Origin of the sequence: Mesorhizobium sp. M0960, assembly GCF_040319055.1 — a bacterium.
Lineage (GTDB): Bacteria > Pseudomonadota > Alphaproteobacteria > Rhizobiales > Rhizobiaceae > Mesorhizobium.
Genome location: NZ_JAMYNN010000002.1, coordinates 136,707 through 150,729 on the forward strand (window position 1 = coordinate 136,707; position 14,023 = coordinate 150,729).

Below are 14,023 nucleotides of genomic sequence, written 5' to 3' on the forward strand. Positions count from 1 at the left end.
CGCCATCCCCCGCCAACACGTCATGTCTGCAACGTCTTGAATGTTGCGCGCACCTCATCGGTGAAACTCTTCGGCTGCTCCCAGGCGGCGAAATGGCAGCCCTTGTCCGTGCGGCCATAGTGCAGAAGCTTCGGGAACGCGCGTTCGGTCCAACTCTTCGGTGCGGTGTAGATTTCACTGGGGTTCGCAGTCGCACCGACGGGAATGGTGATGCCCTTGGCGTCGAAGAAGCCGGCCTTCGCCGTTTGCGTATGTTCCCAATAGAGACGTGCCGACGAGATCGCCGTGTTCGTCAGCCAGTAGAACGTGATGTTGTCGAGGATGTCGTCGCGGGTAAGGCCCTCCGGCTCTCCATCGAAGGAGCGGGCGATCAGCGCATAACTGTCCGCATCGTGATCGAGGATCCACGCCGCCAGGCCGGCCGGTGAATCGACGATCCCGTAGAGCGTTTGCGGACGAAGAGCCATCTCGTTGGCGTAGCCCAGGCCGTTTTTGTAGAAGAACGCTACCTGCTCGTAGGCACGCTTCTCGTCGGGGCCAAGATCAGCGGGGGGCGGACCGCCGGAGGCCAGCGCCTTCACGATCTCCGGCGGAATGGTCCCCGGCATATTCGTGTGGATGGCGACCAGCTCGGGAGGTGCGATCAGGGCCATCTGTTCCGTGATGAGTGCTCCCCAATCGCCGCCCTGCGCGACGTAGCGGTCGTAGCCAAGGCGTTTCATCAGCACGATCCACGCCCGCGCGATGCGCCCGGGATCCCAACCGGTTTCGGTGGGCTTGCCGGAAAAGCCGTAGCCCGGCATCGACGGGATCACCACGTCGAACGCCTCCGCCTCCGTGCCTCCGTGCGCAGTGGGATTGGTGAACGGGTCGATGATCTTCAAAAGTTCGATGACCGAACCGGGCCAGCCGTGCGTGATGATGACAGGCAGGGCGCCCTGATGCTTAGACTTCACATGGATGAAGTGGATGTCGAGCCCATCGATCTCAGTGACGAAATTCGGCAGCGCCTTCAACTGCGCCTCGCACTTGCTCCAATCGTATTCCGTTCGCCAGTACTGCATGAGCTTCTGCATTGTGGCGAGTTGCACGCCCTGCGTTGGCCCTACAGTTGCTGGGGTCGACCAGATCCGCCGGGACGCCTCGTCGGAGACGAGTTCGCGCTCGGGCCAGCGCGTGGCGGCGATGCGCCGGCGCAGCTCATTGATCTCCTCCTGCGGGAAACTGACGGAGAAAGGGCGGATGGCATCGCTCGTGGATGCGGCGGCCAATTGCGACGGGAGCAGGCTTGCCGCGCCGGCGGCGGCGATGCCGGCCGCCGCAGTGCCCAAAAGTCGCCGGCGATCCTGGTCGATTGCTTCGGAGGTTCTGGTCGTGTCCATGGGTCTCTCCTGGGTTGATGGGTTTGCGATCTATCTACGTAGCTTGAACTACGCCCAGGAGGCGGGATTAGCCCGTTATGCGTCGTGAGCTTGTGTTAGCCGCTGCCAGCCTGCCGCTTTTTTGAGCAGATAGGAGGCGCCTAGACTGTGAGACTCCCTATGGTGCAGGAGCGCTCCTTGACTTAAACTGCGGCGCTGGGTGCAGGCGGCTCCAAAAGAAGACGCCATGACGAAAACGGGAATACAAGCCAAAGACAGATTGTCGTTTGGCCCTTTCCATTTTGCTGCGGGTGAAAGGCTCCTGACAAGAGAAGGCGCTCCCGTAGAGTTGGGTTCGCGCGCCATCGACATTCTCATAGTCCTGACCTCTGCACCGAATGAAGTCGTCAGCAAGAAAGATCTAATGTCGCGGGTTTGGCCGGATGTCGTCGTCGAGGAAGGCAGCCTGCGGTTCCACATGACCGGACTGCGCAGGGCGCTGGGCGATGGAAAGGATGGCGCGCGGTACATCGCGACGCTTCCGGGGCGGGGCTATTGCTTCGTTGCGCCGGTTTTGCGATTAAACAGCCCACGCGACGAAGCCCTATTCATTGCCGCTGAGTTTCCGCACGCGAATCTTCCAAACCGCTTGAGCCGGATGGTCGGACGGGACGAGGATGTTCTTAAGCTGTCGGTGCAGCTGAATGCTTCGCGGTTCGTCACCATCGTTGGCGCCGGTGGCGTCGGCAAAACCACCGTCGCGATCGCAGTCGGGCATCACCTGATCGAAGCATTTTCAGGGGCGGTCTTGTTCGTCGATCTGGGAATGATCGGCGATCCCGGTCTGGTGACGACAGCCGTCGCCTCGATGCTTGGACTAACGGTTCAAACAGAGGATGCGACGCCCAACCTGATCGCTTACTTGCGCAACAAGCGGATTCTCTTGATCCTCGATACCTGTGAGCATCTCGTGGATGCGGTGGCGCCTCTGGCCTCGAGCATCGTCGATGCGGCGTCACAGGTCTACATCCTGGCGACGAGCCGCGAGGCGCTTCGGGTCGAGGGCGAACATATCTGCCGGTTGGATGCGCTTGCGTTTCCGCCCGACGAACCGGGGCTAACGGCGGCCATCGTCCAGACATTCCCGGCCACCCAGCTGTTCGTCGAGCGAGCGGTGGCAGGTGGCGCTCGTTTGGACGTCGGCGACGCCGAGGCCTTGATCATCGCAAGCATCTGCCGAAAGCTTGACGGGGTGGCGCTCTCGATCGAACTGGCGGCCAGACGTGTCGAATCCTATGGGCTGCAGCAGACAGCCGCGCTTCTCGATCAACGCCTGACACTGCTGTGGCTCGGTTCACGGACAGCGCCGCCGCGTCAGCAGACCTTGCAGGCGACACTAGACTGGAGCTTTGGGCTCCTGACCGACGTTGAGCGCGTGGTGCTTCGCAGGCTCGCTGTATTCGTCGGTCATTTCACGCTCGATGCCGCCCTGGAGGTCGTGACGAGCGCGACCCTCGACCGATCGACCGTCCTTGGCGCCATGGACAGTCTTGTCGCCAAATCGATCGTGGCGACGCGTCCGGTTGGAGCAATGATGCGCTACAGGCTCCTCGATACGACGCGCGCCTACGTTCTCGACATCCGGATCGATGACGCCGAGGCTGCCGATCTGGCAGTGCGCCACGCCGCCTACTATCGGAGATGGCTGGAGCAGACCGGGATCGAGTGGCCAAGCCTGGCGACCGGTGAGGAGCGGGCGCCCCACTTCGCCGCCATCAACAATGTCCGGGCTGCCCTGGAATGGTGCTTCGGCGACAGCGGAAACGCCGACATCGGCGTCGGACTCGCCAGCGCTGTCGCGCCGGTTTTCCTGGCAATGTCCTTGTTGCCGGAGTGTCATCGCTGGTCTGAAAGAGCAATATTCGCTTTCGACGATGCCGCCCTTGGCGGACTTGACGAGATGCATCTTCAGGCAGCCCTCGGCGTGTCCTTCATGTTCATGCGGGGAGGACGCGACAGGGCGCGCGTAGCTCTGGAGAGGAGCCTGGCGATCGCCCAGCAGCGCGGCGATCCGCTGGACCGGGTGCGTCTGTTGGGTTCGCTCAACATGTTCCATCTGCGGACGGGCAATTTCGCAACCGCCCTTGAGTTTGCAAGGCGTTGTTCAGCCACAGCCGCGACCTTGGACGACTCGGTCGTCAACGCGCTGGCACACTCGATCCTGGGCATCTCGCTCCACCTGCGAGGCGACCTCGCGGAGGCCCGCGCAGAGCTGGAGGCGGCGCTCGACCGTGGGCCGCGCTCCCAGCGGACCACGACGATCTATCTGGGCTTCGAAGGCAAAATCCTGGCCAGGGCCATCCTGGCGAGGAACCTTTGGCTACAAGGCCATCCGGACCAAGCCATGGCACACGCCCGACAGGCCGTCGAAGAGGCTGCCGCCATGGATCATTCTCTAACGTTGGCGATCGCGTTGATCTGGGCGATATCGGTCTTCCTGTGGACCGGTGACCTGAAGAGCGCCGAGGCGTACATAGATATGCTCATCGCCCGCGCGGAATCCCATTCCATGACTCCTTACCTGCTGGTCGGTCGGGGCTTCAAAAGCGAAGTCGCGATCCGTCAGGGCGATGCAAAAAGCGGCGTCGAGGGCCTGCAGACATCTCTTCGGAAGCTCCACGCGGCGCCTTATGAATTGCTCACGACGCCGCTCAACCTCTCGCTAGTTAGGGGACTGTCCGCGATCGGTCAGGTTGATGAAGCCATTGCGTTGATCGACGAGTCGCTTGGTCAAGTCGAAAAGAACGGCGACCAGTTGTACCTCCCGGAGTTGCTACGGATGAAGGGAAGCCTCCTTCTCCAGTCGGAGCGCAACCGTGATGAAGCTGCCGCCTACCTCATGCAGGCACTGGAGTTGAGCCGAAGTCAGCGCGCACGGGCATGGGAGTTGCGAACCGCAATCGACATGGCGACGCTGATGGCCGGGCGCGGGGAGATCAACAGCGCTCGCGAGCTCTTGCAGTCGGTTGCGGCGTATTTTGTGGAGAGCCTGAATACGGCGGATGTCGGGGCTGCCGAACACCTGCTGGCGACACTGAGGTAGAGCCTCAATGCCACTTCTCCTAATGGTGTCGTCCCCTCTCGGCGCAATTTCGACGGTGGTGTGGGCACTATTAATGTCGGCTTCGGGAGGACAGGAGTGGCTGGCTGAATGACCGACATGCTGAAGGGTTTCGGGTGCCGTCAGGCGTACGAAAGTCTCTCATGCAGGAACCCGCGGGCCGCAGACGACGGCCTATGGGGATTTGTGTTTCGGAGCGTGCCAGCGCCTGGGGCGAACTTCCGCATGGGATGCGGTGGGCATGTCGTGGAAGCGGCTTCCGGGCCCGGTCGCAGAGCCTGGAGCGTTGATTCCGACGGGATTGGTGTGCGTGACGACCGGCTCGACGGCAATGTGCACATAACATCCCGTTGACCGTCGCCGGCGTGGCGCGGTCGTACGAGCAACTTGGTCATGCCGGGTCATGAGGTGTTCTCCCGGTTCGGCGCTCGTGAGGTTGGCGGCGCACGAGGCTGGCACCACCGTTCGAACCTCTCGATGACCACCATGCGCCCGCCGCAGCAAGGGCAAGGCGGGCGGACGTCAGCCGGTTCTTCTGGAGTGTCGTTTTCGGGCGGCGGAGCGACGCCCAGCAGTTTGCGCGCGAGTGCGAGGCTGGCCTTGCGGGCGGAGCCGGCGAGCAGTCCATAGTGACGGATGCGGTGGAACCCACGCGGCAGGACATGGAGCGGGAAGCGGCGGATGAACTCGTCGGCGGCAAGCGTCATGGCGCGCTGGCGCTCGACACCATCGCGGCGATAGTCCTTGTAGCGGAAGGTGACTCCAGCCTCATCGAAGGTGATCAGGCGGCGGTTCGAGATGGCGACCCGGTGAGTGTAGCGCGACAGGTAGGCGAGCACCGCTTCCGGCCCAGCGAAGGGCGGCTTGGCATAGACCACCCAGCGCTTGCTGCGAACAGGCTTCAGATGACGCAGGAAAGCCCGACGGTCGGCCAGGTGAGCCGCCGATCCGAAGAGGGCGAGCCGACCGGCGTCGTGCAGCGCGACCAGCCGAGTCAGGAACAGACGGCGGAACAGCTTGCCCAGTACTTTGACTGGGAGAAGGAAGGCTGGCCGCGACGATATCCAGCGTGACCCGTCCGGCGCGATGCCGCCGCCCGGCACGATCATGTGGACATGAGGATGGTGTGTCATTGCCGAGCCCCATGTGTGGAGCACGGCAGTGATGCCGATGCGCGCGCCGAGGTGCTTGGGATCCGCCGCGATCGTCAGCATCGTCTCCGATGCCGCCTTGAACAGCAGGTCATAGACCAGCGCCTTGTTGTGGAAGGCGATGACGGCGACCTCGGCGGGCAGCGTGAACACGACGTGGAAGTAACCGACTGGCAGCAGGTCGGCTTCGCGCTCGGCGAGCCATGTACGCGCGGCGGCGCCCTGGCACCTGGGACAGTGCCGGTTGCGGCAGCTGTTATAAGCGATCCGCCATTGACCGCAGTCCGCGCAGGCTTCGACATGACCACCCAATGCAGCGGTGCGGCAGTGTTCGATCGCCGACATGACCTTGAGCTGCTGCAGGCTCAGATGCCCGGCGTGGGCGACCCGGTATCCGGGGCCGGCAGCACGGAAGATATCGGCGACCTCCAGGTCTGCGCGCACCGGTTCAGCCGGGAGGCGTCTTGCCTTCCATCAGCGCCATCAGCCGGTCGAGCGGCCCTGCGATCGCGTGGATCGTCCGGGTCGAGACCTTGGTGTAGAGCGCGGTGGTATCGAGCTTGCTGTGCCCGAGCAGGACCTGGATGACGCGGATGTCGACATCCTGCTCGAGCAGGTGGGTGGCGAAGCTGTGACGCAGCGTGTGCGGGCTGACGCGCTTGCGGATGCCGGCGACTTCAGCTGTTTCCTGGACCGCGCGATGCAGTTGACGCGACGAGATCGGCGCCGTGCAACCGCGCCCTGGGAACAGCCAGCCGTGCGGGAGCATCACCCCGCGCCGCTTGCCTTCGCGCCACCACAGACGCACCAGTTCCAGCAGTTGCGGCGAGAGCATGGCGTTGCGGTCCCTGCGTCGCCCTTGTCTTCTTCCCGTCCGAGTCGAGCTCAGCGGAAATCGATCTAGCGCGGATCACTCCTAGCCTTGAAGCGTGCCGCCTCTTCCGACCCGCGGGTGGCGTCTCCCGCGCTGTAGGAATGCGCGCCAGCGCCGGCGAGCTTGCCGCCATCGACGATCAGATATTCCTCACGGATCGGCCGGCCTTCGAACCAGCATTCGAGAATTTCGCGGGTACCCGCGGCGTAGCGCGCCTGGGCGGAGAGCGACGATCCTGAAATGTGCGGCGTCATGCCGTGATGTGGCATCGATCGCCACGGATGATCCTTGGGAGCCGGCTGCGGGAACCAGACGTCGCCGGCATAGCCAGCGAGTTGGCCACTCTCCAGCGCGCGGGCGATGGCGTCACGATTGCAGATCTTGCCGCGCGCCGTGTTCACCAGATAGGCGCCGCGTTTCATCCTAGCGATCATCGTCTCGTCGAAGAGGTTCTCCGTCTCCGGATGCAGAGGTGCATTGATCGTGACCACGTCGCAGACGCCGACCATGGATGCGGTATCCTGGTGGAAGGTGACGCCGAGTTCTTTCTCGACCGCCTCAGGCAGTCGGTGGCGATCGGTGTAGTGCAACTTGACGTCGAACGGCTTCAGCCGGCGCAATACTGCGCTGCCAATCCGGCCGGCGCCGACGGTTCCGATCTGCATTCCCTCGATATCGTAGGAGCGTGCGACGCAGTCGGCGATATTCCAGCCGCCTTTCACGACCCACTGGTAGGACGGGATGTAGTTGCGCACGAGCCCCAGGATCATCATGACCACATGCTCGGACACGCTGATCGAATTGCAGTAGGTCACCTCGGCGACCGTGATGCCACGGTCCATGGCGGCTTGAAGATCGACATGATCGGATCCGATGCCGGCGGTGATCGCAAGCTTCAGTCTGCTTGCCTTGGCTATTCGTTCTTCGGTCAGATATGCCGGCCAGAACGGCTGCGAGATCACGATTTCGGCGTCAACGAGTTCGCGTTCAAAAATGCTGTGGGGACCGTCTTTGTCCGAGGTTACTACCAGGCTATGGCCCGCGCCTTCGAGAAATTTCCTCAGGCCGAGTTCGCCCGACACGCTACCGAGCAAGACCCCTGGTTCAAAGTTGATGGTCTTCGGCGTGGGAAGTGTCTGGCCGCCGGGATAGCGGTCGAGCTTCGGCAAGCCGTCCCGCGCATATTTTGTCGGATAGCCGTCGACCGGATCGTCATAGAGGACGCAAACGACCTTTGCCATTGTGTATCTCCCTTCGTCTGACAACGAAGAGGAAAACGCTCTGTTGTTAACGCTGCCGGCCAACGATGGTCGGCACGGCGATGCTCTATTGAATTGCTGGTGGGGAGCAGACTCATCTGCCGGCGCTTCCTCATTCGGAAAGTTGTGCGCTATTGCGTATTACATGGAAGACCCGGGCATGGTTTCAAGTGCTGCGGGCGGCACTGGTGCAGCGTTCGAGTTCCTTTATTTCAGACCGCGCGCACGGTTTGCTGACAACAAATGCTTGATGCGGACACTTCAGAATTGGCGAGGTTCGGCACCGTGCATCATGATCAATGACAGGCTCCGACTTCGCAGACTTCTGTATCCCCCCAAAGATTGCAAACAACCTGTTAGCCAGCGCTTATCAAGCAGAGGAATCTCGCATCGTTTGCCGCTCAGACGGTATTGCCAAGCCAGTTCGCAACGCTCACCAGCCAGCGCTACAAGGCTAGCCTTTCCACAATGCGGGCCGTTTGTTGCCTTTCTACAGAAAATACGAAAACGCCGCTCGACCGGAAGGGAGCGGCGTTTACCAAGTGTGGTGTCCTACCCTAGACGAAACCCCAATTTGGCCGGGGCCGTCGGACTTGAACCGACGTTTCCAGCTTGTTCGCTATCAGTTTATAGGTGGTGTTTTCCTGTCGTCCTTGCAAGCGCCATCGGCGCAGCTTTGCAGGGTGTGCAAGGATAGTCGGAGTCGATATAATTCCATCCGAATTCCGTAATTGAACGACGCTGCTTTCCGGCTTCCGTGACGCGCACACTCGCTGGTTCTGTCGTCAGCAACGTCATCAATCGACCGGTCGCGTTCGACGCGGCTCGGAACGGCGATGATGCAACGACATCCTGACTCGCCGTAGCGGCAGACGCTGGCCCTGTCGCCTAACTGCTCCGCCACTGTTTTCAGTGGAGCCGTAAGCCCGCGCCGAAAAATACTAGAAGCCCCGCTCCTGCGGGGTTTTTCGTTGGGGGAAGCGTTGCGGCGACATCGACGGGTGATCCGCAGGAGAGGGAGCAGCGCCAGAGATCAGCGATGCGGCTTGGTCGGCACAAGACGACGGCAGGCCAACCTCACCAAGCCACTCGTCGTAGTGATGGTTTAGGGCCAACAACAACTCGTCTGGCTGATCCATGCCGCTTTGGAACAACTCGATGATTTGACGGCCAAGACGTTCCCTGGCCGGATCGCCCACTGCTATCCCGGCCTGACGGCAATAATCATCGACCACTGTGGCCAGTATTGAAAGCTGCTTTGAGTCCGCTGAGTCATTGAACGTCATTATCGCTTCTCCCTTTGTTGGGCGAAAGCGTGGTGGTCTCTTCCACTCGCCGGCTTGCCGGGAAGGTGCAGGCGACCATCGATATATAGTGTGCCGGTTTGGTACATACGACTCAATTTGGATCTGGCGACCCTCGAAAGGTTCAAAAGCCCATGAGAGTTGCGTTTCCTTCGCGCCAGCCTAGTGGATAAAATCAGACGCTTGGTACCCGCCGTGTAGGTCCCCTAAGGGTGGATAGTGTTGAAGAAGTCGGCGATGAAGCCGTGGATCCACTCGCACCGAAGCGTCTTGATTAAGGTCGACGCGACCTCCTCGCCCTAAGTGGCTCGGACGTATGTCCCGAGGGTGCAGATCTTGGCCAATTTCCTGAGGTTCTGGGCGATGGCTGCAAGGTGGAACTCATCGCGGGCACCACAGGGGCCGCGCAATCGCAATCGATCGAGCTTCAGGATGCGCTTGAGGTGCGCGAACAGCATCTCCACCTTCTTCCGCTGATAGCGTGAGGTCTGGTAGGCGTCTGTCTTTGCGATGTCGCGGGCCATGTCGCGCGCGCCCTCATGGATCGAGCGCAGCACCTTGCGCGCCGGCTCCTTCGGGCAACAGCTGGGCTTCAGAGCACAGGCGTCGCAATCCAGCTTGCTGGCGCGATAGCGCATCATTCCATTCTCGTCGACGAGAGGGTGCGGCACCCGATAGGTCTTCTGGCGCTGCCTGAGCGTCTTCCCGCCAGGACAGATGTATGTATCGGCCTTATGGTCGTAGGTGAAGTCGTCGCGCGAGAAGGTGCCATCCTTGCGCCTGGACTTGTCGAAGACCGGGATATGCGGCTCGATCCCACGCTCATGCACCAACCAGTTCAGCATTTCGGCCGAGCCGTAGCCGGTGTCGGCAATCAGCCGCTCCGGCCAGAGGCCGAGCTCGTCGTGCGCCCGCTCGATCATGGTCTTAGCGGCCGTCACCTCGGCTTGGCGCACCGCGGTCGGGGCTCCACGTCCACGATGATGGCGTGCTCCACGTCGATCAAATAGTTCGTGCAATAGGCATAGACGGCTGGGCCACCCCAAGCGGCAGTCCAGCGCGCGGCGGGATCAACAGGGGAGACGAACTTGGGCTCCACCGGCGTGGCGGCCCCGAAGGTGGCATCATCCAAGGTGGCGAGGTATTCGGCCACGGCCCGCTTGGCCTCTGGCTTGAGTTCCTCAGCTGTTTCAATCCCGCGCTGACGCTGCGCGTCGGCGACGATCATGCTGGCATCGACCGCAAAGCCTTCGCCGCCAACGAGCCCTTCTGCCATGCAGCGTCGGACGACGGTCTCGAACAGTTCGCGCAGCAGATCAGCATCGCGGAAGCGTCCGTGGCGGGTCTTGGAGAAGGTTGAGTGGTCCGGCACATCACCCTCGAGGCCAAGCCGGCAGAACCACCGATAGGCCAAGTTCAGATGTACCTCCTCGCACAGCCGGCGCTCCGAGCGGATGCCGAAGCAATAGCCGACGATCAGCATCCTGATCAGGAGTTCAGGGTCGATCAAGTCGACCCTTATCAAGTGCGTGTCAGGCGTTTATCAGCCCGACGAAGGCGAGATCTACTTCGAGGGCCGGCTCAGCCGTTTTGCCCGCCCGAGGGATGCGCGCCGGCAGGGCATCGAGACGATCTATCAGGACTTGGCGCTCGCCAACAATCTCGATGTCAGCGCCAATATCTTCCTTGGGCGCGAAGCGAAGAAGCGCTACCTCGCCGGCCTCATCCGGACGCTCGACGAGCAGATGATGCTTCGGGAGTCCCGGGCGGCGCTGGAGTCGCTCGCGATCCAATTCCCGAGCCTCACGCAGCCGATCGAGAGCCTATCCGGCGGACAACGTCAGGCCGTCGCAATCGCTCGCGCCGTCTATTGGGACGCCTGGTTGATGATCATGGACGAGCCGACCAACAATCTGGGCGTTCCCGAGCAGCACAAAGTCCTGGAGCTCATCAGGAAGCTGCGGGACCAGGGGGTCCCCGTCATCCTGATCACGCACACACTGCCCGATGTTTTCGCGGTCTCAGACCGCCTCATGGTGATGCGCAGGGGGCACAAAGTGACGGAGAAGCGGACGGCGGAGACGCATACTCAGGAGCTTGTGCAATACATGGTGGGCGCCCTGGACGATACGCGCGTACAATAGATGGCGGCGCTCGGTGTACTGGAAGAGATGACACCGAAGAGTGACACGAACACAACGCGCCCCAGCGGGAGGAGCGCTCAAGCACGGCCATCAGTGCGAACGATACGTCTTCGGCGCGGACAGGAAGCGGTTCGTTGCGAACAACGGTGCACTCCTGGCCACTGCCGCCACCGCGGGGACCGACAATCTCGTACTGACCCGACCGGGGCGCATTTGTCACACCGTGGAGCCCGCATCCACTTCAACTGAAGCAGCCAAGATGTTAAAATGGCAGTTAGCGCACCTCGGTGCACCTACGGGAGATGTGGGTTGTGATGACCCACGAGTTGCCCCGCAGTATTGATGCTTTGGCGGTCCAAGTGGCCCCCTGCGCCGTTCGCACCCCTTTCAAACGTTGCCGTCTGCGACGGAGCGCTCGCGCGCTTCGTAAGCGGTCAAAACGCGTGCGAGCGGTTCTGGCACCGGCCGCCCGACAGGCCGGAGCGGAAACGGGAGGAATAAGATGGTCAGAAGATTTCTTTTCTCCGTGGTCTTGGCGCTGTCGTCGCTGATGGCGACGCACGCGTGGGCCGACATAACAGTGCTCGTTCCCTCGGGAAGCGAGGGCGACGGCCTGAGAGCCGCTGCCGCCGACTATGCGAAGCTGAAGGGCACCAAAGTCGAGATCGTCCAGGCTCCCTACAGCAACGTCTTCGAACAGGCGGCCAATGCCGGCCAGACAAAATCGGGCGCCTTCGATATCGTTCTGATGGACGATCCGTGGATTCCGTTCTTCGCGGAAAACGGGCATCTTGAAGATCTGACGCCCTATTTCAAGAAGGCCGGGCTCGAAGGACCGGACAGCGACTTCCTGTCGAAATCCCTGGCAGTCTGCCGCAATCCTTACAACAAGGGGCCCTACGTGTGCCTGCCCTATGTGGGAAACGCGCAGATGTTCTTCTATGACGCCACCAAGTTCAAGGAAGCAGGCGTTGAGGCACCGAAGACGTGGGACGACGTGCTGAAGGCAGCCAAGGCGCTCTCCGAAAAAGGCGGCGGCCTCTATTTCGGCTATGTTTTCCGGGGCGGCCAGGGCAACCCCGTCGTCGCCGACTTCATGCCGATCTTCTGGTCCTATGGCGCGGACATGTTCAACGCTGACCGGACAAAAGTGACGATCGACACGCCCGAAGGTGCGGCCGCGATGAAGACCTTCATGGCCCTGCGCGACGTCTCGCCGAAGGGCGTCGAGAGCTACAACGCCAACGAGGTCGGGCAGGCCCTGGCAGCGGGCACCGCAGCCTCGTCGATCAACTGGCCGAACTGGGTGCGACCTTCGAAGATCCCAGCCAGTCGAAGATGGTCGGCAAGATCTCTTACTCGCCGATCCCGGCGGGCACCAAACCGGGCAGCTCGGAAATCGGCCACTGGACGATGGGCATCATGGCCGCTGCGAAGAACAAGCAGGAGGGCTTCGACTTCATGCTGTGGGCGACCTCACCGGAACAGATGAAAATCTCGGCCCAGCGCGGCAACCCGCCGGTGCGCAAGTCGATCTTTGCTGATCCCAGCCTGACCGGCCAGGAAAAATTCCGGCATTATCCAGTGCTCATGCAAGCGAACGAAGCCTCGACGCCGCGTCCGCGTCATCCGAAATGGCCCGAGATCGAGAACGCGTTCGGGATCGAGCTTTCCAAAGCCGTAGCTGGCACCGAAACGTCGGAGGAGGCGCTGAAGAGATCCCAGGCTGCGGTCGAAGAGATAACCGGCATCAAGTAGTTGGCCGCATATGGTGGTATCCGGTGATGCTGCTCCATTTTGCCGGATCAGCTCTCGGGGCAAGCACGAGCGCGTACGCGCCGGTTTGGATCTCGGGTTCGCCATGCTATGATTGACTGATATGACGGATAGAACTTCCGATGACCGTCTCTATCGGTGCGAAGTTCGGAAATTCGTTCGAGCGGTGGTTTGAGCGCCACCTGCGGGTATTGATGCTTGCGCCAGCTATGCTCGTGCTCCTGGCGCTCACGATATTTCCGTCGATCTACATGATCATTGCGGCGGCAACGCGGATCAGCCCGAATCCGGACCTGCCCTGGCAATTTGCCGGCGCTGACAATTTTCTGCGGCTTCTCACCGACGAGCAGTTTCACGTCGGCTTGTGGAACACGCTGGTGTTCACCGTCTTCGCTGTCGGCACCGAGTTCCTGTTTGGCCTCGGCCTCGCCTTGCTGCTCGACCGATACATCCGGCGCTTGAATTTCCTGAAAACGATCCTGATGCTGCCGATGATGCTGCCGCCGGTTGCGGTCGCGATCACCTGGAAGCTCATCTACGAGCCGCAATTCGGCGTGCTCAACGAGATCATGTTCCGGCTCGGCCTGCCCCTCCAAGCTTGGGCCGGCGACGTCCGACTGGCTATGTTGTCCGTGATCGTCGCCGACGTTTGGCAATGGACGCCGTTCATGTTCCTGCTGATGCTTGCCGGGCTCGCCAGCCTGCCGGACGAGCCCTACGAGGCGGCGGCGATTGACGGCGCCTCCGCCTGGCGGCAGTTCTGGGATCTGACGCTGCCGTTCCTGAAGCCGGTCATCGCCATCGCGCTGCTGTTACGCATCATGGACGCGCTGCGGCTCTTTGACCTCGTCTTCATCTTGACCGGCGGCGGCCCCGCCGACCGGACAAAGACGCTCAGTCTCTATATTTACCAAGTGGCGTACCGCTTCGCCGACCCCAGCTATGCGGCCGCCATCTCGCTTTTCGTGCTGTTCACGACCGTCGCGTTCAGCACCTGGTTCATCAAGCGCATGCGGCTTGCCGACTAGAGGAC

General features: G+C 61.7%; 7 protein-coding genes and 3 pseudogenes. 4 read left to right on the plus strand and 6 right to left on the minus strand.

Annotated elements, in window-relative coordinates; all coding sequences use genetic code 11:
• Positions 1–20: 20 nt before the first annotated feature.
• On the minus strand, positions 21–1,382 hold the full coding sequence (locus tag NKH63_RS05685; RefSeq protein ID WP_352917689.1) for an epoxide hydrolase family protein: 1,362 nt from the start codon (positions 1,380–1,382) through the stop codon (positions 21–23).
• A gap of 226 nt (positions 1,383–1,608) precedes the next feature.
• On the opposite strand from NKH63_RS05685, the gene NKH63_RS05690 reads away from it, so the two are divergent.
• On the plus strand, positions 1,609–4,464 hold the full coding sequence (locus NKH63_RS05690; protein ID WP_352917690.1) for an ATP-binding protein: 2,856 nt from the start codon (positions 1,609–1,611) through the stop codon (positions 4,462–4,464).
• 419 nt (positions 4,465–4,883) lie between these two features.
• On the opposite strand, the gene NKH63_RS05695 is transcribed toward NKH63_RS05690, so the two are convergent.
• From NKH63_RS05695 to NKH63_RS05715, 5 genes and pseudogenes are all read right to left on the minus strand, one after another.
• Positions 4,884–6,077, minus strand: coding sequence for an IS91 family transposase (locus NKH63_RS05695; protein ID WP_502896301.1), 1,194 nt, complete (start codon positions 6,075–6,077; stop codon positions 4,884–4,886).
• Between the two features lie 4 nt (positions 6,078–6,081).
• Positions 6,082–6,495 (minus strand): annotated as a pseudogene (locus NKH63_RS05700) (tyrosine-type recombinase/integrase); the annotation flags it as partial.
• A 38-nt stretch (positions 6,496–6,533) separates the two neighbouring features.
• Entirely contained in the window at positions 6,534–7,748 is a 1,215-nt protein-coding gene (locus NKH63_RS05705; protein ID WP_352917691.1) for an NAD-dependent formate dehydrogenase, read from the minus strand.
• Positions 7,749–8,707: 959 nt separating this feature from the next.
• A complete protein-coding gene (locus NKH63_RS05710) occupies positions 8,708–9,052 on the minus strand; it encodes a hypothetical protein (protein ID WP_352531499.1) in 345 nt (114 codons plus the stop codon).
• Between the two features lie 317 nt (positions 9,053–9,369).
• Positions 9,370–10,577, minus strand: a pseudogene (locus tag NKH63_RS05715) (transposase); the annotation flags it as partial.
• Between the two features lie 22 nt (positions 10,578–10,599).
• On the opposite strand from NKH63_RS05715, the gene NKH63_RS05720 reads away from it, so the two are divergent.
• The 3 genes and pseudogenes from NKH63_RS05720 (at position 10,600) to NKH63_RS05730 (ending at position 14,018) form a co-directional block, all read left to right on the plus strand.
• Entirely contained in the window at positions 10,600–11,214 is a 615-nt protein-coding gene (locus NKH63_RS05720; protein ID WP_352917692.1) for an ATP-binding cassette domain-containing protein, read from the plus strand.
• A gap of 502 nt (positions 11,215–11,716) precedes the next feature.
• Positions 11,717–12,972, plus strand: a pseudogene (locus NKH63_RS05725) (ABC transporter substrate-binding protein).
• A gap of 140 nt (positions 12,973–13,112) precedes the next feature.
• Positions 13,113–14,018: a carbohydrate ABC transporter permease gene (locus NKH63_RS05730; protein ID WP_352496620.1), complete on the plus strand. Its 906-nt coding sequence runs from the start codon at positions 13,113–13,115 to the stop codon at positions 14,016–14,018.
• Positions 14,019–14,023: the final 5 nt, after the last annotated feature.